The organism is Bacteroides sp. Phil13, assembly GCF_001940965.1.
Lineage (GTDB): Bacteria > Bacteroidota > Bacteroidia > Bacteroidales > Bacteroidaceae > Bacteroides > Bacteroides intestinalis.
Genome location: NZ_MSHA01000096.1, coordinates 1 through 20269, shown reverse-complemented (window position 1 = coordinate 20269; position 20269 = coordinate 1). Strand labels below are relative to the sequence as shown.

Genomic DNA, 20269 nt, shown 5'->3' with positions numbered 1-20269 from the left:
ATCTTTCAACCCCGTTCATTTAGCCTCTCCTGTAAGCTTCAACAAAATAGGCGAAGATTCTGCATTACAATACACTTGTATGGTTTTATCAAAATGTTCCGGTTGTTCCGCTTTATACGTTACCAGTAAAGAAACAGAGCCCTTTGGACGAACCGGCTCCCCAGAATAACCGACCGTAACACAACCACAAGAAGTAACCACATTATCTATCACCAAAAGCTTATCACCTGTATTTTCAAGAATGAACTCAACCTTTTGTTCTTGATTCCAATCAAAAGTACCTAAAAACAAATTAATATTTTTTACATTGACCTTCGTTTTTATCTTCTCATTCTCATAAGTCATCTGCTTTCCCTGAATTATATCTATATATAAATCCCTAACTTTATGATTATGAATGGGATTTCCCATAGCAACAACTCTATTTTCCTCATTCAACAAAAAAGTCTGAAAGTCTATCTTATCAGGAAACTTATTCAATTTATTGAAAGTGTCATTTTCATCAATACATATCGGATGATCAAAATAGTTACTTGCCAATAAATTTATCAGTTCATCCCTATTTGTAGGGCATAGGAAGAACAAGACTGGGATTTCCTCTCCATTGGCAGGACTTAACATGGATATGTATTTTTTCCACATATGAGGTTGTAACTTACAACTTGTACATCCGACAGAATTCATATAACTAACTATTGAATAGCGGGAATGTTTCATCGGATATTTTACGGTATCTTTTCCATATATCGTAAAATATATTTCTTTCGGAAAAAGAATTTCCCTTCCGTTCCATTCGGATATTAAACGAGTTATCTCATCCTCTTTTTTTATGTACGTGCAAGAAAAGAAAAGTATTGCCGTAATGGTAAACGATATAGTTACTAATAATCTCTTCATGACAAATTGCTTTATAGTCTCAAACCATAATAAACTAAAAAGTAAACTTCAAGAAACCATCTTCAAAAAATTCACTATTATAACCATAGATAATTCTATTCTCTTCGTCCACATCAAAAGGATTTGGCATAATATCCAAAGTATATTTAGCTATGGAATGACCTGAGTAATCAAAAACTTCTATAATACATTCTTTTTTCTTTCCTTCACCTCTTGCATAGAAATAACGCTTACCCGCAATCAGTTCATTATAATAAACCACACTATTTTCTAAATCACCAATTACTATGCGTGGAGTTATATCATCCCCTACAAGCCTTTTACAGAGTTTCATGCTATCCACACTATAAAAATCAATCTGCTTCTTATACTTATATGCATAAATAATCAGAGAGTCGTTTGCAATCATAATTCCACTATTCTTATAATAGTATTTTTCAGAATGATCATCTGGCTCAAACAAAATCTGTCCCATTTCATGCAGGGTATTCAAATTGATTTTCTTTATGGCGAGTTTGTCTGTCTCATTATATATATAGAGAGAGTCTCTCACTATATGCCTATCATTAGGAATATCGCTAGAGATGGGCAACTCATGTTTTTTTTCAAAGGAAAGATGGCATGTGCTATCCATCCTAAAACTCTTAAGAGAGAATTCTGTGTATCCTCCTATATAAACCTTATCAGTCAATGTTCTCCAAATTCTGGGATAAACTTGAAACTCTTCTTCTGCCTGCCCTTTTGCACCACCTTCATAAATACACTTAAATTCAGGCAAAGAGTATTGATACAGCATGGCATCATAATTTCTACTGTCCGTAACCAATATACTTTGCTTTTTCAGTACTATCTGCTCTGGACTTATAATCTCATCTACTCTTATTCTATCTGCATAGAGCAACATTTCCACAGGAAATGATTCCATTTTTTGTTGTAACTTTCGTTCAGCACATGCCATAAACAGAACACTGAACAGTAAATACAAAACATACTTCATAAATAAATATTTATCTCCTTCTAAAGAGGATTATTAAAATAAATAGCTGCCAAAACAACTAAGGTCTTAGGACTGAATATTGCAGTCCTAAGACCCATTTTAGAGTTAATGACTACTCCTGAATACCTCAGGTATGTATAAATCTCTTAAAATACATAAGCTTAAAAATGCTGTACCCACCACATTTTTACAGGAATACATCAATAGCCCCAACAATGAGATCCCTGTGAAACACTCCTAGCGGGTACCATAGTGCAATTTCCACAATACCGTTTATCTTCTAAACGTCCGTTCCCATTTGTTGATATAGTCTGCCAGCACTCTCTGCTACCCGCTGATTCTCCCTGTGCTATTGCTTCCACATTAGCCAACATCAATTTAGATATTGGTTCTATTTCCTGTGACTGATAAATATTGTAGCCTGCAAATGTCACAACTACAGCGACTATCAGAACCGCGAATAATCTTCTTTTCATTGTTTTTGTTTTACGGAGTTAATATATTTAAAGCTAAAATCCATCTTATAATTATCGCTATCAAACACATATATTGTGCAGTCAAAAATTAAGATACAGAATATCTTATAAGAGCATTGTTCACACTGTACTATCGTCACAGTTGAAACCTGTTTCCGTTTTCGCTTAAAATTTATATTTTTGCCAGGCTTCTAAATTTTAGTAGTCACGGAGCATTCGATATTCTATTGCACCTACAAGTAGTTCATCGTCTACTCCTTTAATAATTTAACTATCACTCTCCATACAGTTGATGCTGTATTCCATTATCATTTACGTAGAAATTAATTGTAGCAATTTTAATTTTGTTTTTCATGTTCTACCCATATCATGTTCTAATATAGGTTCATCCCTATTTACATCTGTAATCATAATAGTTCCCTTCTGCTCATCCACAAACATACCATAAATAGCATAATCCAATTCATATTTCCTCAACAGTTCCCCCGTCAGGTTAAACACATATATATACCTTCCCCCATCCGCCATATCACCTTTCTGTGCCGCTTCTGCAATCTCTTTGAATGTACGTCCCTGAAACACCGCATAAATGGCATCATTCGTAACCTGCACATCGCAAAACCCCATAATCCCCGTAGGAATACCATAGCCTTCCGAAACCTTGAACTTCGGTTCGCCATTTGGACCAATGCGTACTACATGCGTACTATCTTTCAAGTTATAGATTTCAAGAATTTCTCCCAATTGAGTTACAGCAGCCAAAACCCCATTCCGAGGATTATAGTCAATGAAACTACGCCATGCTTGCGCAAGCGCAGGACGAGCCTGCATCAAAGCTTCTTCATTTGTAGAAGGAATCTCCCCCATCTTACGTAGCAACTTGCCTTTCCGGTCTACCCAGCAGAAACGACTTTCTCCTGAATAATCAGGAATGATAAAAGTGGAGTCATCATATACCACAAAGTCTAATGCCCGGAGAATTTCTTTATCCAGACTCACCACTTCCTCACGAAGGAGTGAGTCGCCAGATAAAGACAAACCATACCTGGTTAATTGCGATTTATTTGCATCTAACGTCCACAATGAATTTCCATCCCAACGGAGATTCTCGGCAGAAAGCATATCTTCCGGTGAATCTCCGCGCCTGCCCAAAGAAGCTATATATGAGAAATCAGGATAATGAAAAAGCTGAATGAAGTGCTCCGAAGCATGCAAATCCAGTATAGCTACGGTATCACCCTGTACCCGAATCCGATAAGGGAAACGAAATATGGCAGTATCTAATGGTACAGTTTGTCCCGATAACTGTTCCATAACCGGAAAGTCATTATAAGGAATTCCTTTCTCAGGCGCAGAGGCACATGCCGAGACAAGAAGCACTATTAGCAATATGTCAGTACAAGTCTTCAAAGCTATAGCCCTCCATTACATACTTTACTTTCCTAAATGTATGAGGACAATCTACCGTACCGGAACCCAAGCAATTCACAGGACCCTCTATTTCTCCATACGCCAACGCCTCTACATTTTCCAACAATAGCATATTTGTACTATATCGATCTTCACGAGCACAAAAAGTTACTATAACGATTGTTACAACAATCAAACTAAAAATAAGAATACTTTTTCTCATAGTATTATTCATTTATATATTTACATATCCCAAAGAAGTATGTCGGCAAAATTAACGAACATCTATTTATAAGCCTAATTTTTCATCGGACATCATCGGACAAAAGGATATTTCAGCGATTTGTCCGACATTATCCGTACATCTATTTATTATCACCGCCAGGGATATCTTCGATGAAATGGGGTATTTTAAGCTGATATGCATGGCTAACATTCTCAATAGTTATATTTGATATTCCAGAAAGAGATAGACGCAAACGTCCCACTATTTTATGAAGTCTACCATTCGTACCCATACCATTCCAAAGTATTTTATCTATTTCGGATAACGTAAGTCTATGTTCCTCTGCGTCCAAAAAAGCTTTCATCAAGATAGAATGAAGCTTTGTCAGTACGACTTCCCCGCTTCCATTTCTGAAAATATGCGTATTAGCGTCATAAAAGCAATTACTCCCTAACTGATAAATGCATTCTTTTTCTTTCTCCACCGAAATTACAGGTATCGGAACAAGAATCTCTTTTTCTACAATTTTCTTTCTAATGAAATAATCATCTAAAACGGCTTTAATCTTTTTGCAAAAAACATACACTAAGATTACAATAAACAAAAATAAGATAAAGATGCTACACCAGAATGTCCCTAATATATGCCACCAGCAACATTGCACAAATCCTGTTACTTCAGCCTCACATCTATAACCTATATAATAAGACATCAGACTATCCGACGGAGTAAAAAAAGAATAATTGTGTGAACTGGTAACAGAAACATTTTCTTCATAATCAGCAATAGAAATACGTACTGCTGTGTTTTCTAAATTGCCAGACTTCTTCATTAATTCACTCCAACGCATATTTAAAGAGTCCGCAATCAAAGGAGATTCTTCTATAATAAAACTACATAACATCCGTTTAGTAGTCTCCTTCACTATACTATGGTTGTATTTATATAGAGGAATAAGATATTCTCTTCTTCCTTTATCTATAGTCACTGCCACTCTTTCCGGGACTTTATCTTCAGAAGAAGGAATTTCCGTGGTTCCATAAAATTCGACTTCAATCCCTCCCCTTTCATGCAGTTCTTCTTCAATAACATCACTGAATGCCTTTCGTACCTGATCATTCCAATTACGAAACCGATACTGATACACAGCCCAGAAGGCCCAACAGGTTAAGATCAATACAACAACCAATATCAAGCGTTTTATCACATTTTTATTACCCATAATCCACTCTATTTTACATTTCCATAAGACTACTACCAAAACACCTGTTCCCCGTCCACACACTCAAAGATCCGTTCGTCCACCCCGCCCGAATGGTTCTTCAAATAAAGCAACGCCCCTTTAGGAACATTATACACCAGCGAGTCCGAATCCGCCACCGTCACTCCCGCAGAAATCCAGCCTCCCTTTCCGGCATAAAAAAGCTCATACTTATCGCCTTTGCGAATAAAATTAACGCGATTCCGCGGAGTAAAGACTATCTTACCAACAGATACAGGCTTTCCAAAGTCAATCCCCGCCCAACCGCCATCCGGCTGTTTATAATCGAAGGAAGTATAAGGGTCACCATCAAAGGCACTCATATACCAATGTCCCTTATCGCCATCAAAGCTGCCCGGTGTACCTATCACCTGCCCCTTCAACGGAATAGTATCACCCGTTTCTCTATAAAAGCCTACTTCCGATATATTACAATAACTTCCCGCAGGACCATAATAACGAAAATAGCGATACCCCTTCGATTTATCCACATAAGCCACATTACAGAGTCGAACCGGCTTCTCCTCTATCAAATACAGCGTATCCTTTTTCCGGAATCCCGCATCATTGCTACCCTCGAATGCCCCACCCACCATACGGTCGATAAAAGGTTCTATAAACAGATTGAACTTATGAAGTATAATCACCTGCTCCATCTCTTCTCCGTTTCCGAAATACCGGAAATATTTCAGTTCCTTATGCACCCAAAAAGGAACGCTTATCGGCAGCAACTTCTTATCACGATAGACGGACAAACAAAAAACAGCGTTTCCATCGACATTTTCAAAACTTACCTGCCCATCCTTGCACTTGCTGACTGCCACCGGAACCCACTCCATACGAGAAGGAAGACACAAGTAAATAACCTCATCCTGCTCCGGCCGGATAAGAAAGCGTGACTCAGGAATGTGGATCGTCTGTTCGCAATCAGAATAAATGTCTGTCACGTCCAGCATCAACGGATAGCGGAAAGTAGGATGTATTTTCTCCGGCGGTTGGTTCATCATTTTCATCATATCCCGGTTGACACTGAACATCCGGCGATAAACCTTTCCCTGCGGTGCGTCGTAAGTGTGCGATTGGATAAGAGGACCGGGATAGAGAAGCGAGCAGAAGAAAGCGTCGCAATGATCATCCAGTACAAAGTTCCAGTAATGGGGCACATTGTTATCACCACGCATCAGCATCTCATCACAACCACTCGGAATGCCCAGAGAGCGACAGATGTAAGTAAACGCATCCGCCAAATCTTCACAGTTACCGGACAGCCAGTCCGCAATTTCCGGTCCTGCGCTATGCTTGGCATAAGAATAAGAAACAAAACGGGGAGAACGTTTCTTCAAAGAATCCAGCAATACATCCGCCACAATCCAGGGATAGACGCTCTCAGGTTTAAGACGAATGCTGTCCAACAGAGAATTATATTTATTGTAAAGCCGTTCGCGCCATTCCACCGGACATTCATCCCCTACGCGATAAGGAAGCACGTACTCACAAAAGTTCTCAAAAGAAACCTTCTTGCCCCAAGGCTGCTCACGCCAGACTTTGAATGCCCAGTCTATATTGTGAACCAAATAGGCGGAATCCACCTCCCGAATATCATACTTCAACTCTGTCCTGCCGAACTGTTCGTTCATTCTCCCACGGTTCAGAGAATCTGCAATCGCCTCCGGCGACAAGGTCGCTTCATGAAGCATCTTGAAAAATTGTTTTTCATAGTCCACCTCTTCGCCCGTATAGTAGTAATGATAGGGCATATTCTCGATCAGGAAACAAGCTGCCTTATGCTTCAGCGAATCCACAGCATAATGATTTAACACCTTTTCCAACTCCGCGCGATTATCACCTGCCTGTATCAGTGCCGTCTCTAAATTCGTCTTGCCGCCACAAGCCATTACTGCGATGGAAAGGAAGGTTTGTGTTTTTATTCTCATTACCGTATAAGAGAAAGGAAGGAATTCGTAATCGAATTGCTCTCCAAACTCCCGGAACTCACTCTCACGCGGATAAATGCGTTTCGGCTCCTCCGCCGTATTCTCATCCATGCCGGTAGCGGCCGCCAATGTAAGCACGCGTCCTTTTGCCTCAACCCGTGTACCTCCCGCAAGATGGAACCTTACTTTATAAGGCGTATCTGCCGCATTAACCACCTTCACCACTGTCTCTCCCGTCTTTTCATCGTATCCGGCTGCATAAAACTGCCGGGGCATGACCGGCTTATAGCCAATTACCAATCTTTTATTCACATAAAACTCTACACCTTCGGACGTACTCACCAGTTTCACGTCATACCAACGGTTGTTCTTCAGATGCCAAGGCAATATTTTGGTCACTACCTCGCCCTCCGTATCTTCAATATTGATAAAGCGGTTACCCCATCGTCCCACATTGACGCAGTATCCCTTTTTCCCGTTTGCCGATAGGCCGTAATAGAGAAAAAAGCCCTCATTGCCCTTTGTACGCCGTGTCTTGAACGTAAGCACATATTCGTTCCCGATAAAATCAGGCAAAATGGCTCTAGTACGCAGTTGTCTGGAAGTTTGCATCAATATGCCATCCTGTACTTTCCACTCCCCGCTATCGGCTCGGCAACAGGACACATCATAAAGAATGTTTTTTCCATCCGCCTCTATCCGAATATCTTTAAACTCTACCTCCGTATCCCATGAACCAAATCCTATCATACCCTTTTCCATTCTGACAGGCGATGGAGCACTTTGCGTTTTACTGATTTCTACGATGTAGGTCGGGGTATTCTCCATAGACATGGCTCGTGCATAGTCGGCGCTGAGCCTACTCTCATTATCATCCTTTACAATTAATGAGTCGAAGTCTATGCGAATCAAATCACCGTTCCGCTCCATCCCCATGTGCCAGGCTGCTTCGGCCAGCGTAGCCAGCATATTACCGCTATCGACTTCACACACATATCCATGCGCATGGAGCAAAAATTTCCCGCGTGGTTCTTTGTCAAACATCGCAGAATTAGCAAAGAAGAACTCCGGACTTCTACGATAACAAGTGTCAATCACATTCTCAACAGGAATCGTTTCTATAGACATATTCTGATAAATATTTATATAAACTTCATCATCAACAGGAGGCGGACAACAAGAACTGAGCAGGATAGCTGAAAAAATAAAAGTATTCCATACATGACTGTGTATTTTTCTTAATAGTATCATAATATAAGTTTTAAAGGTTTTGTCATTTCCAGCCACAAAGTAAGCTATTTTTATTCGTCTCTTAGGTATACAATCAAACCAATAAGGGGATAAAAACAAGTCTTACCTACACAAATCATGCTCCTTCTTCTCTCTTTAATACCAATAAACCTCCCCATTCTCATATACAAAAGGGCGCACATGTTTCCGCTCCTTTTGAGAAGAAGGTCTGATCAACCATAATGCATTTTTAGGAACATCTGTAAAATGCAGAGGCTTCCCTCCTTTACCACTCGTAACAACCTGCCAGCCATTCTGCCATATACAAAGTTCATAAACTTCATCTTCCTTATACTCCACATCTAGATAAGGGCAAAAACTCACCTCAGACAACAGACAGCATTCCCCTAAATCCAAATCTACATAATCTGCATCAAGCGGCCTTCTGTAACCTGTGGAAGACCATGCATCAAATATATTATCAGCAGGTTCCCCTTTGAAAGACAAAGGCAATGATGTCATCCAACGAACACTCTTCACAAGCTCCTTGCCTGAAAAAGTTTCTTTATAGAATTTCAAATCGCCTAGCGCCATTCCTTTAGTAGGCAACATCATCCGTACATAACGTACCGAATCTTTGGATTGCACTTGCAGTCGCTGACTGTTCAGCTCTATCCGCTCCGGGAATACACACAACGTATCTCTCCATCTACCATACACCTTCCCTCCTTTAAGTACTGTTCCGGTTATGATCCCGTTATTATACCTGTTCAATGGATAAGCCAGTACACCTGTATACTGTGTAGTCACCATTTCTTCCCGTGTATCCTCCGGATGAAGTATTCGTACCTTTCCATCTTTCTGTACCAATACGGGATCAGCCGCTACTACCATCTCCCCGTCCATACAGTACATGGGCAAATAAACAATATCTTTCCCCATTCCCGAAAACAATGCCACATCCTCGGTTATCTTTCCCCAATGAACAGGCTTCCAGTTATTATAATTCCACACGCACAGATACGCATACTTCGTGCCGGAAGGCACCTTACGCAGCTTTATCCTCACATTCACCGTATCAAAATACTCATGCGAAACATCTTTCTTCCTTAAACTTCTGAAGGCTTCCGGTATATCTTTAGCGGGCACTCCATCTGCCAGCGGCCCTTCCATATAATATCGGTATGTCTTCCTGAAAACCTTAGGCAGACGGAAGCGTCCCCAGTATTTATGATAATCCATATTGTTGTAAAGGCGCTTATACTGCCACAAGTTCTGTTCCCAAAAGGGATTAAAAGGATGAATATCTCCCTCTTCAATCAATACACTCCACGAATGGGAACTTCCCCTATTGGCCCATGCCGGAACGATATCAGTGGCAACCGCTATACCTAAAGAAGAAAACAACAATGTGTTATGCCAACATTTGTGCGTGCAAAGTCCGTGACGTAACTTCTCTAAGGTAGCAACATCCCATATAGGAATACCGGTGGCATGAAATCCCGAATGCCCTATGTAACTATACAATCGTAACAGGGAATCCGCTTCTTCTATCATATTTTTTCCGGGATTGACAAAAAACTGTCCGTGATGCCTACTGTAAAATACCTGGCGTGCACTATTTACCAACAAACCATTTTCCTGGCGATAAGGCAGAATGTAATCACAAAAAGTTTCAAAAGAATAGTTTCGGGTATAGACATTCTCTTTCCATACCCGAAATGCCTGCTCAATTTCCGTTATTAACCGGGAAGCTTTAATGACCTTAATATCAATACACATATCCTTTTTCAGCTTTTCATTATTAGAGCTGGAATATGCATTCCACAAGCTGTCTATCTGCCTACCCCAGTCTTTACCCCTAGGATACTGGTCGTATATAGACAGAGAATCATAATCGTAGGTATGCGACAATGAATCATACATTTGGTAGAAAGGCCGGCAAGCTGCCACAATTTCTTCGTCCACGGCAAAAGCTCCCGACATATTCTCTATAAGAAAACAAGCCGCCTTATACTTCAAACTATCTCCCCTGAAGTAATCCAAAACCAATTCTAACTCTTTCCGGTTCTCTCCGGAAGCGGCTAATGCGCGTTCTAACGAACTTTCTTGCCGACATGCGACGAGAAAAATCAATACCAGATATAAGGTAAACCTCAAGTTGCTCATTACTTTTTTAATATCTATGTTTTATTAAAGAGTTCTATTGAGACCTTTCACGAAAGGCATAGTGCTTTATTTCATAAACACAAACTATAACAATCACAAATATAATAAATAATATTACTATATATCCAATAAATTATAAATATATAATTGAATACCCAGATTATACATTAAATGAATTCATATTACAAGCAATAGATTTTAAATACAGCATCAATATTTTACGAATTCACAGTTGAAAATCAATTAACCGGAATTATCTTATAACAAGAGTGTTTCATTGCAATACAAAACCTATCCTCGTTATATCCGGGATACACCTGCTCCGTACCTTCTCCATTCACAGGTACCTCTGACCGAAGAAAATACGGCCTTGATACGGAGCAAGTGTATCCCAGATATAACGAGGACAGGTCATAATACAATAAAGAAGATCAAAGCGTTATCTACGCAAAATGACGCAAATGAACGCAAAAATCACAGGAAGCGGGTTGAAGAGATCTATTTTCCATAGATTTGCACAGTAACAGAAACAAATAATTAAAAACACAATATCATGGGAATTATCAACCAGGGCATTCTCGGAGGCTTCTCCGGTAAAGTGGGACCGATAGTAGGGTTCCGCTGGAAATCAAACTACTATATACGTGCACGAGCCGCCAAAGTCAGCAATCCGCGCACACCGAAGCAACAGGAGCAACGCGGTAAATTCGCTACGGCATTCAGCTTCCTGAAGACTATAAAACCTTTCATACGTATTGGCTACAAGGAATTTACACAGGATAAATCCGCATTCAACTCCGCTATGTCCTACACTCTGAAAAGAGCCGTGACTGGCAGTGGAAAAGAAATCAAAATAGACTTTGACCGGGCACTGGTTTCTATGGGAACCCTGATACCGGTATTCGAAGGTGCAGCCACACAAGACGGAAATAAGATGCACTTTAACTGGCAGGACAATAGTGGCATGGGAAATGCAGAAGATACGGACATAGCCATGTTATTAGTATATAACAAAGACAAAGAAACAGCTGTTTACGATACGGAAGCCACCCTACGTTCCACACGACATGCAGAATTTCAACTTCCTTCCGACTGGCAGGACGATGAATTGATAGCCTACCTCAGTTTTCGCAGCGCCGACGGGAGTTGCGTGGCCAATAGCATTCGCCTGACGGTAACAGTAGACAAAACAGCCCTACCTGCACCGGACCAGGAGGCTTCCGCCTTATGTACTTCATCAGATCGGATTCCGCTTTATCCAAAACCTAAACAGCCGATCATTAATAACGTACCCGTCAAGGGTCTTACCTACCATACCCTTACCGGAAAGCCCTTTCAGGGCAGACTGTACGGAACTGGGTGATTTCAGATGATATCTTCGCACAAACTCACCGGAAGTCACATTGGCAGCAACATTTTCGGCAGCTATCGCACGGAGTATCTCACGCTGGCGCTCCGTTAAATCCGCAAAGATGGACTGATAGATGAAATTTTGTTTTCTGATAAGGGAAGCCAGAGCCATTTCGAAATAAGCCGATGTAGCCGTCCCTCCCTTTTCCGTCAGCAGGAACACCTCATTCATCAGCATTTGCAGGTAAAGAGTGATGCCTTCAAAACTCAGATATATCACTTCCACCAAACCGGCATCTAAAACTTTTCCATACTCACGAAAATGCATTTGGGCAAATTCTATATATTTATCCAAAGGTATACTCTCAAGATGCAAAGTAAAGGTGCTCTGATAGAAAGGACGGTTGGCACTGTTAAACATATCCAACAGCAAGCTGGGCTCGCTACCGGCAAAGATGAAACGTGCGTTCGGGCAATGTTGTATCTGTGTACGCAGCAGGGCCTCCATATTCTTTTCCGCATAATGGTTTATTTGCTGAAACTCGTCAAACGCAACAATACAGGGTTTATCGGCAGTATTCAGATACGCAAAGATTTCATCTAAAGTAGTATCGACAGAAGTCACACTGCCCAAACCTATTTCCAGCGTAGGTTCACCGGTCAGAGCATCTATTTTCACAGCAGGGCGCAAAGAAGTTATGGTTTGCAAAAAACGATCCAGAAACTTCCTGCCACGCGGCTTCAACTGGTCAATAATGGCATTGCCGAAAGCATATACAAATTCACGGATAGAGGCCGTCGCAAAGATATCTATAAAGAAAACATTATAATGTTTACTGATTTTCTCCTGATGGAAAGTATGTAGTATCAATCCGGTCTTTCCCATACGTCTTTGGGCAATCAATACTACATTACGCCCATTCGTCAAATCTTGGATCAGTTCATCGGTTTCCCGCTCACGGTCGCAAAAGTAATGACTGCCGGCATAGGCACCTATGATAAAGGGATTCACTTGTATACTCTTCATGATTATTCTGCTTTAGATTATTGCAAATATAATAATTATATTCGTAATAATCATTCTAACTTGCTACGAAACTTTTGGAAATGCGGAAAGTTACTACATGGACAATAGAGCCACCTTTCCCGTATAAAACCGGCAGGTGCACCGTAATAAATTCCGTAACTTTGCCATCAGTTAACGTAAAAAACGGAAAAACATGAAGAAATTTACCATTACATTGGCGCTCTCCATTATGACAGCGCTATTGATTACCACTCCTTGCAATGCCAAGGGAAAAGCAAAACATGTCGTATTAATCGGTTTGGATGGTTGGGGTGCCTACAGCGTTCCCAAAGCTGATATACCTACTATTAAACAATTGATGGCAGACGGAGCCTATACGCTTGAAAAACGTTCGGCACTCCCCTCTTCCAGCGCCATCAACTGGGCTTCCATGTTCATGGGTGCCGGACCCGAATTGCACGGATACACACAATGGGGATCCAAAACGCCTGAGCTTCCTTCACGGATACTCAATCAGCATGGTATTTTCCCTACTATTTTTCAGCTATTGCGTGATGCACAACCCAAAGCAGAAATCGGTTGCCTATACGAATGGGATGGTATTAAATATCTGGTAGACACCCTCACATTAAGTCACTACAAGCAGGCGCCCGATTATAACAAATATCCCGAAGCTCTGTGCACAATGGCAGAAACATACATCAAGGAGAAAAGACCAACCCTGCTTGCCGTCTGTTTTGATAATCCCGATCATGTAGGACACCAGGCCGGACATGATACTCCCGAATATTATGCCAAACTAAAAGAACTGGATGCTTACGTTACCCGCATCATTCAAGCCGTAAAAGATGCCGGTATCTTGAAAGAAACCATTTTCATTGTCACTTCCGACCACGGAGGCATTGAGAAAGGACATGGCGGCAAAACCATGAATGAAATGCAGACACCTTTCATCATTTCCGGTAAAAATGTGAAGACAAGCGGTGAATTTCAAGAAAGCATGATGCAATATGATGTTGCTTCCACCATTGCCTATATCTTCGGACTGGAACAACCGCAAGTTTGGATAGGCAGGCCCATGAAGCAAGTATTCAAATAAAAAATCAGCGATAAATTAACGTCGACAGATAATCTTCTGCAAACATCTCATTCGCCACTTCCAGCAAAATCTCCGGAGTAATTTGTTCAATACGTTGATAAACTGCTTCGGAGCTTTCATACTTATTATAGTGCAGGAAAGTCTTCGCCATGCTGAGAGCATTGTTCTCATTATTATCTGAAGCCACACCTATCTGTCCGATGAGTTGCTTCTTGGCAGCAGCCAGTTGCTGGGAAGTCATCTTGGTATCACGCAAGCTTTTAAGTTCCTTCATTACCAATCGCATACATGTATCCACATCTTCAGGATCGCATCCGAAATAAGTGCAGAAGACACCTGTATCCGTATAAGAAGTCAGATTGGACTCCACATTATAAACTAATCCCCGGCGTTCACGCAGAGAAACGTTCAGACGACTATTCATACCCGGGCCCCCAAGAATATTGTTCAGCAGATAAAGGGCTGTACGTTTATCATCATAGGCATTGTATCCACGACTGCCAATCATGACATGAGCCTGATGCGTATCTTTATGTATAGTGAGTTTCTCAGGCGTATAAAGAGGAGGAGGCATACGACGGTTATCCACCGATACCGCAGGGACATCTATAAGGAGTTTCTCTGCCCAACGGATGACTTGCTTGAAATCCAAATCGCCCCAAACAAAGAAAACCATATTGCCCGGATGGTAAAAGCGGGAAGTGAAAGCAGCAGCATCTTCACTCCGGAACGTTTTCAGTAATTCAGGATTACCCAAAATATTACGTCCCAACGGATGTCCGCGGAAGATCAAATCCTCGAAGTCATCGAAAATAAGTTCGGAAGGCGTGTCCTCGTAAGACTGGATTTCATCAATGATTACCTCCGTTTCCTTTTCAATCTCACGTTGCGGAAAGGTGGAATGAAATACAATATCCGCCAGCAGTTCAAAGGCCCGGCCGAAGTGCTCAGTAAGGAAAGCAGAATAGATAACCGTCTCTTCTTTATTGGTGTAAGCATTCAGGTCACCACCTACATTCTCCATACGATTGAGAATATGCCAGGCTTTCCGCTTCTGTGTACCTTTAAAAATAAGATGTTCCACAAAGTGCGCCATGCCTTGTTCATTCTCAAGCTCATCACGGGTTCCGGCATCAACAGCAAAACCACAATAAGCTACATTGGAATAGGCCGGTTGATGGATAATACGCAAACCGTTGGCAAGTGTATATTCGTTATGTCCCGGTAAAGGGAAAAGTGCTAACTTCTTCATTCTTACGTTCAAAACTGATTGAGGGCGCAAAGATAACTCAATTTGATGAGCTCCCCCTATCTTCGCAAAGCAAAAATACAATAAAACTTATTGCCATTTATGGAAAATTGCAGATATTTGTAGGCTATAACCTAACTACTAACAAAAATAGTATAATGATTGAATCCATTCAAGAGCTTTTGCAGAAAGAAGCACAAGCTGTTCTAAACATCCCCGTGACAGACGCTTACGAGCGTGCAGTAGAACTTATCGTGGAACAAATTCACCGGCGGAAAGGGAAACTGGTAACTTCGGGTATGGGAAAAGCAGGACAGATTGCCATGAACATTGCAACTACGTTCTGTTCTACCGGAATCCCTTCCGTATTTCTGCATCCCAGCGAAGCTCAACACGGTGACTTAGGTATCTTGCAGGAAAACGATTTACTGCTATTGATCTCTAACTCCGGCAAAACACGCGAAATCGTGGAACTCACACAATTAGCTCATAATTTGAACCCGGAGCTTAAATTTATTGTTATTACCGGAAATCCGGATAGTCCGTTGGCTCATGAGTCTGATGTATGTCTCAGCACAGGAAAGCCCAAGGAAGTCTGTGCTCTGGGAATGACGCCCACTACCTCGACTACTGTAATGACCGTCATCGGTGACATTCTTGTAGTACAGGTAATGCAACAGACCGGCTTTACAATTGGAGACTACTCCAAACGTCATCACGGTGGGTATTTGGGTGAAAAATCAAGAAAATTATGCGAAAAGTAATCGGTATAGGAGAAACTATCCTTGACATCATTTTCCGCAACGGGCAGCCGACAGCAGCTGTACCGGGTGGCTCAGTATTTAACGGCATCGTGTCATTGGCACGGACAGGCGTACCTGTGAGCTTCATCAGCGAAACGGGAAACGACCAGGTGGGCAACACAATTCTGCAATTCATGCAGGATAGCGGCATGTCTACCGAATATGTCAATGTGTTCCCCGATGGCAAATCTCCCGTATCACTGGCTTACCTGAACGAACATGGTGATGCGGAATATATTTTCTATAAGGATTATCCCAAGCAACGGCTGGATGTAGTCTTCCCAAAACTGGAAGAAGACGACATCGTAGTTTTCGGTTCATACTTTGCCCTGAACCCGGTGTTGCGCGATAAAGTTCAGGATCTGTTGGAGCAGGCACGTGAGAAGAAAGCAATTGTCTACTACGATCCTAACTTCCGCTCCTCGCATAAAGATGAAGCCATTAAACTGACATCAACCATCATCGAGAATCTGGAATATGCCGACATTGTACGCGGTTCTATAGAAGATTTCTTCTATATGTATAATCAAAAGGAAGTGGATAAGGTCTACAAAGATAAGATTCGTTTTTATTGCTCTAACTTTCTTTGCACTGCCGGAGCGAAAGAGATTTCACTGCGTACGAAAAGCATTACCAAAGAGTATGCTATTCCGCCATTGGAGGCAGTCAGTACTATTGGAGCGGGTGATAATTTCAATGCCGGAATCATCTATGGCCTGCTGAAGTACAATGTACGCCACTGCGATCTGGGACAAATAGATGAAGCCACCTGGGACAAGATTATCCGTTGCGGCATCGAGTTCTCGGCAGATGTATGCCGGAGTTTTAACAATTCCATATCACCGGAGTTTGCCCGCCAGTTGCCTCCCATTAACTAAATCCCCGTTAAAGGAGAAAAAACTCTGTGAAACTCTGCGCCTTGAAGTAACAAAAGTCAGCAGAATACATATCTTTGCAGTATACGCTCAGACAAAAAACTATGTATAAAAATCTGTTGAACTTGCTAACATGTGTATTACTGCTACCGGCTTGTAGCGGCACAGCTCCCCATATCTCCGTCGTTTGCGAAGAAAACAACGTTGGAAATAGTATCGTCAAATGGGAAATGGCCCCTCTTATTAAAGGAAACGTAAAGGTATATGCCTCTACCGACCCGAACTATATTCCCGAAGATTCTCCGGTGGCCATGGCAAATATTGCCGACCAACGAATGACAATTGTTACCACGGACCCTACCAGACGGTATTACTATACCCTTGTATTTAATGATAAATACCGTGTGAAGATTGCTACCCGTAATGTCAATATCCCTGGTATACAGAACTTCCGCGATATGGGAGGATATCCATCATATCCTACCCAGAAACAATTGCGCTGGGGTATGCTTTACCGCTCAGCCCAGATAGACAGTCTGGAATGCTACTCGCGCAGAGAACTAAAGAATATAGGCATCAAGACTATTATAGACCTACGCTCCGAATCAGAGTTAAAAGGACATACCCCATTACAAGAAGGATTCAATGTCGTACATATTCCCATAAAAACGGGAGATATGGAAGATATTCTGAGAGGTATCCAGGAACAAAAAATAAAAAGTGATACTGTATACCGTATGGTGGAACGAATGAATCGCGAGTTAGTGATGAACTACCACCATGAATACCGGCAGATATTCGATATCCTGTTGGACAGTGCTAACTATCCTGTCGTCATTCATTGTTCCTCCGGTAAGGGACGCACCGGCATTGCTTCGGCACTGATACTCGCTTCTCTTGGTGTGAACAGCGATATTATCATGGAAGATTATCGTCTCAGCAATGACTACTTTAATATTCCCAGCGCCTCACGTTATGCCTACAATCTGCCTGCACGTTCGCAAGAAGCCATCACGACTGTTTATTCAGCCAGAGAAGATTTCCTGAATGCTGCCAAAGAAGAAATAGAACGTAGGTACGGTGACGTGGAGACCTATCTGGAAAGGGGCATCGGACTCAAGAAAGAAGAAATTAAGAAGCTGCAAAGTATTCTTTTAGTGAAAAACGATAATTAATCACTAAAATTGTTCTATCTTTGTGCCCGAATATAAAGATATACAAAGATTTAATGAAGAATTTTGAAGAGCTCGGTCTGTCGCCGGAGATACGCCGCGCCATTGAAGAAATGGGATATGAGTGTCCCATGCCGGTACAAGAGGAAGTGATTCCTTACCTTTTAGGAGAAAATAATGATGTTGTAGCACTTGCACAAACAGGAACGGGGAAAACCGCCGCATTCGGCCTGCCACTTATCCAAAAAATTAATGTAAAGAACCGGATTCCACAATCCCTTATACTTTGCCCTACACGCGAACTTTGCTTGCAGATTGCAGGTGATTTGAATGACTATTCCAAATACATCACTGGATTGCGGGTGTTGCCCGTATATGGTGGTTCATCCATAGATAGCCAGATACGTGCCCTGAAACAAGGTGTACATATCATCGTTGCCACCCCGGGACGACTACTCGACCTGATGGAACGTAAGACTGTATCGCTCACCACTATCCAGAATGTAGTGATGGATGAGGCGGACGAAATGCTGAATATGGGATTCACGGACAGTATTAACGCTATTCTTGCCGATGTGCCTCAGGAGCGTAATACGTTATTATTCTCTGCCACTATGAGCCCAGAGATTGCACGTATCTCAAAGAAATACTTACGTGACGCCAAAGAAATCACTATCGGACGGAAAAATGAAAGTACAAGCAACGTGAAGCATGTAGTCTTCACCGTTCATGCCAAGGATAAATACGCGGCTCTGAAACGTATTGTAGACTATTATCCGCAGATATACGGTATCATTTTCTGCCGTACGCGCAAAGAAACGCAGGAAATTGCCGACAAGTTGATGCAGGACGGTTACAATGCCGATTCACTGCACGGTGAATTAAGTCAGGCGCAGCGTGACGCCGTAATGCAGAAATTCCGCATCCGTAATCTGCAAATCCTGGTTGCCACGGACGTTGCTGCACGCGGACTCGACGTAGACGACTTGACACATGTTATCAACTATGGTCTGCCAGATGATACCGAAAGTTACACCCACCGTAGCGGACGTACAGGACGCGCCGGAAAGACCGGTACTTCTATCGCCATCATCAACTTGCGCGAAAAAGGTAAGATGCGCGAAATAGAACGTATCATCAGCAAGAAGTTTATTATTGGTGAAATGCCTACCGGCAAACAGATTTGCGAGAAACAGCTCCTGAAAGTGATTGACGATCTGGAAAAGGTGAAAGTGAACGAAGAAGACATGGCTGACTTTATGCCTGAAATATACCGTAAACTGGACTGGTTGAGCAAAGAAGACCTTATCAAACGTATGGTTTCCCACGAGTTCAACCGTTTCTCAGAATACTACCGCAATCGCGAAGAAATAGAAATGCCTACCGATAGCCGTGGCGAACGCAAAAGCAGAAGTGACAATGAACGCAGTGGTGACCGCAGAAGTAGCAGCCGCAAAGCTGAACCGGGATTTACGCGCCTGTTCATCAATCTGGGTAAGATGGATAATTTCTTCCCCAATGAACTGATCAGTCTTCTGAACAGTAATACCCGTGGTCGTGTGGAACTGGGACGTATTGATCTGATGAAGAACTTCTCATTTTTTGAGGTAGACGAGAAAGAAGCGGGAAATGTAGTAAAAGCTTTAAACCGAGCCAACTGGAACGGTCGTAAGGTTTCTGTGGAGATTGCCGGCGAAGAAGGCAAGGAAACTCCTAAAGGCAGACGTAAAAGCGAAGGAAGCAGTTACGGAAAAAAGGAGTTTGATGGCAAGAAGCGTAGCTTCAAAGACGAAAAACGCAGTGATACATCTGGAAAACGTAACGATACGCCCAGAAACAGTAGAAGTAAATCTGACAATGCTCCGACTGACAAAAAGAAAGGCAAACCGAGCCGCGAAGAACGTGGCTATACTAGTGCCCGTGGCAAGAAAGACGATTGGAGGCAATTCTTCCAAAATGACAATAAGGAGTTCCGCGATAAAGAACCTGACTTCAGTGAAGAAGGTTGGGCAAGACGGGCACCGAAAAAGAAATAATATACAAGGAAAAAGGTGATAAAGCAGTGTCTCCACGGCACTATAAAATATTTTGTGT

15 protein-coding genes and 1 pseudogene are annotated in these 20269 nt (G+C 41.9%); 6 read left to right on the top strand and 10 right to left on the bottom strand.

The features are described 5' to 3' along the window. Positions 1 to 15: 15 nt before the first annotated feature. The 8 genes from BWI44_RS18865 to BWI44_RS18830 all read right to left on the bottom strand — a co-directional run bounded on the left by BWI44_RS18865 (position 16) and on the right by BWI44_RS18830 (position 10600). Positions 16 to 621: a DUF1573 domain-containing protein gene (locus BWI44_RS18865; protein WP_286079259.1), complete on the bottom strand. Its 606-nt coding sequence runs from the start codon at positions 619 to 621 to the stop codon at positions 16 to 18. Between the two features lie 310 nt (positions 622 to 931). Beyond that, complete coding sequence (locus tag BWI44_RS18860) at positions 932 to 1894, bottom strand: hypothetical protein (protein ID WP_138292822.1); 963 nt, start codon at positions 1892 to 1894, stop codon at positions 932 to 934. Between the two features lie 200 nt (positions 1895 to 2094). After that, a complete protein-coding gene (locus BWI44_RS18855) occupies positions 2095 to 2370 on the bottom strand; it encodes an NVEALA domain-containing protein (RefSeq protein WP_138292823.1) in 276 nt (91 codons plus the stop codon). Between the two features lie 351 nt (positions 2371 to 2721). Further along, positions 2722 to 3780: a BF3164 family lipoprotein gene (locus BWI44_RS18850; RefSeq protein ID WP_138292824.1), complete on the bottom strand. Its 1059-nt coding sequence runs from the start codon at positions 3778 to 3780 to the stop codon at positions 2722 to 2724. Then, a complete protein-coding gene (locus BWI44_RS18845) occupies positions 3764 to 4003 on the bottom strand; it encodes an NVEALA domain-containing protein (RefSeq protein WP_229036087.1) in 240 nt (79 codons plus the stop codon). Before BWI44_RS18845 ends, BWI44_RS18850 begins: the two co-directional genes overlap by 17 nt. A 142-nt stretch (positions 4004 to 4145) precedes the next feature. Continuing rightward, positions 4146 to 5228: a hypothetical protein gene (locus BWI44_RS18840; RefSeq protein ID WP_195208533.1), complete on the bottom strand. Its 1083-nt coding sequence runs from the start codon at positions 5226 to 5228 to the stop codon at positions 4146 to 4148. 32 nt (positions 5229 to 5260) lie between these two features. Continuing rightward, positions 5261 to 8452 (bottom strand): alpha-L-arabinofuranosidase C-terminal domain-containing protein, encoded by a 3192-nt coding sequence (locus BWI44_RS18835; protein WP_229036088.1) that lies wholly within the window; start codon positions 8450 to 8452, stop codon positions 5261 to 5263. Positions 8453 to 8587: 135 nt separating this feature from the next. Continuing rightward, a complete protein-coding gene (locus BWI44_RS18830; protein WP_195208534.1) occupies positions 8588 to 10600 on the bottom strand; it encodes a hypothetical protein in 2013 nt (670 codons plus the stop codon). Positions 10601 to 11153: 553 nt separating this feature from the next. Between BWI44_RS18830 and BWI44_RS18825 the strand changes: the two are divergent. After that, a pseudogene (locus BWI44_RS18825) lies at positions 11154 to 11711 on the top strand (DUF6266 family protein); the annotation flags it as partial. A 126-nt stretch (positions 11712 to 11837) separates the two neighbouring features. Here the strand turns inward: BWI44_RS18825 and BWI44_RS18820 are convergent. Continuing rightward, positions 11838 to 12977, bottom strand: coding sequence for an AAA family ATPase (locus tag BWI44_RS18820; RefSeq protein WP_138292828.1), 1140 nt, complete (start codon positions 12975 to 12977; stop codon positions 11838 to 11840). Between the two features lie 193 nt (positions 12978 to 13170). Between BWI44_RS18820 and BWI44_RS18815 the strand changes: the two genes are divergently transcribed. Beyond that, positions 13171 to 14076 (top strand): alkaline phosphatase family protein, encoded by a 906-nt coding sequence (locus BWI44_RS18815; protein WP_138292829.1) that lies wholly within the window; start codon positions 13171 to 13173, stop codon positions 14074 to 14076. A 4-nt stretch (positions 14077 to 14080) separates the two neighbouring features. Here BWI44_RS18815 and BWI44_RS18810 read toward each other — a convergent pair whose 3' ends face one another. Beyond that, positions 14081 to 15328, bottom strand: a complete 1248-nt coding sequence (locus BWI44_RS18810; protein ID WP_195208535.1) for a M16 family metallopeptidase — start codon at positions 15326 to 15328, stop codon at positions 14081 to 14083. A gap of 155 nt (positions 15329 to 15483) precedes the next feature. On the opposite strand from BWI44_RS18810, the gene BWI44_RS18805 reads away from it, so the two are divergent. The 4 genes from BWI44_RS18805 to BWI44_RS18790 all read left to right on the top strand — a co-directional run bounded on the left by BWI44_RS18805 (position 15484) and on the right by BWI44_RS18790 (position 20211). Next, positions 15484 to 16089: an SIS domain-containing protein gene (locus tag BWI44_RS18805; protein ID WP_021967858.1), complete on the top strand. Its 606-nt coding sequence runs from the start codon at positions 15484 to 15486 to the stop codon at positions 16087 to 16089. After that, positions 16077 to 17006: a carbohydrate kinase family protein gene (locus tag BWI44_RS18800; RefSeq protein ID WP_007661382.1), complete on the top strand. Its 930-nt coding sequence runs from the start codon at positions 16077 to 16079 to the stop codon at positions 17004 to 17006. Before BWI44_RS18805 ends, BWI44_RS18800 begins: the two co-directional genes overlap by 13 nt. A gap of 101 nt (positions 17007 to 17107) precedes the next feature. Beyond that, complete coding sequence (locus BWI44_RS18795; RefSeq protein WP_117707648.1) at positions 17108 to 18178, top strand: tyrosine-protein phosphatase; 1071 nt, start codon at positions 17108 to 17110, stop codon at positions 18176 to 18178. A gap of 53 nt (positions 18179 to 18231) precedes the next feature. Continuing rightward, positions 18232 to 20211 (top strand): DEAD/DEAH box helicase, encoded by a 1980-nt coding sequence (locus BWI44_RS18790; protein WP_118308331.1) that lies wholly within the window; start codon positions 18232 to 18234, stop codon positions 20209 to 20211. Positions 20212 to 20269 lie beyond the last annotated feature (58 nt).

Excerpts from the sequence above, each read along its gene's own strand:
- BWI44_RS18810 (WP_195208535.1), bottom strand. The coding sequence starts at position 15,328 with ATGAAGAAGTTAGCACTTTTCCCTTTACCGGGACATAACGAATATACA.
- BWI44_RS18855 (WP_138292823.1), bottom strand. The coding sequence starts at position 2,370 with ATGAAAAGAAGATTATTCGCGGTTCTGATAGTCGCTGTAGTTGTGACA.
- BWI44_RS18840 (WP_195208533.1), bottom strand. The coding sequence starts at position 5,228 with ATGGGTAATAAAAATGTGATAAAACGCTTGATATTGGTTGTTGTATTG.
- BWI44_RS18835 (WP_229036088.1), bottom strand. The coding sequence starts at position 8,452 with ATGATACTATTAAGAAAAATACACAGTCATGTATGGAATACTTTTATT.
- BWI44_RS18820 (WP_138292828.1), bottom strand. The coding sequence starts at position 12,977 with ATGAAGAGTATACAAGTGAATCCCTTTATCATAGGTGCCTATGCCGGC.
- BWI44_RS18865 (WP_286079259.1), bottom strand. The coding sequence starts at position 621 with ATGTTAAGTCCTGCCAATGGAGAGGAAATCCCAGTCTTGTTCTTCCTA.
- BWI44_RS18795 (WP_117707648.1), top strand. The coding sequence starts at position 17,108 with ATGTATAAAAATCTGTTGAACTTGCTAACATGTGTATTACTGCTACCG.
- BWI44_RS18830 (WP_195208534.1), bottom strand. The coding sequence starts at position 10,600 with ATGAGCAACTTGAGGTTTACCTTATATCTGGTATTGATTTTTCTCGTC.
- BWI44_RS18790 (WP_118308331.1), top strand. The coding sequence starts at position 18,232 with ATGAAGAATTTTGAAGAGCTCGGTCTGTCGCCGGAGATACGCCGCGCC.
- BWI44_RS18805 (WP_021967858.1), top strand. The coding sequence starts at position 15,484 with ATGATTGAATCCATTCAAGAGCTTTTGCAGAAAGAAGCACAAGCTGTT.
- BWI44_RS18845 (WP_229036087.1), bottom strand. The coding sequence starts at position 4,003 with ATGAGAAAAAGTATTCTTATTTTTAGTTTGATTGTTGTAACAATCGTT.
- BWI44_RS18860 (WP_138292822.1), bottom strand. The coding sequence starts at position 1,894 with ATGAAGTATGTTTTGTATTTACTGTTCAGTGTTCTGTTTATGGCATGT.
- BWI44_RS18800 (WP_007661382.1), top strand. The coding sequence starts at position 16,077 with ATGCGAAAAGTAATCGGTATAGGAGAAACTATCCTTGACATCATTTTC.
- BWI44_RS18815 (WP_138292829.1), top strand. The coding sequence starts at position 13,171 with ATGAAGAAATTTACCATTACATTGGCGCTCTCCATTATGACAGCGCTA.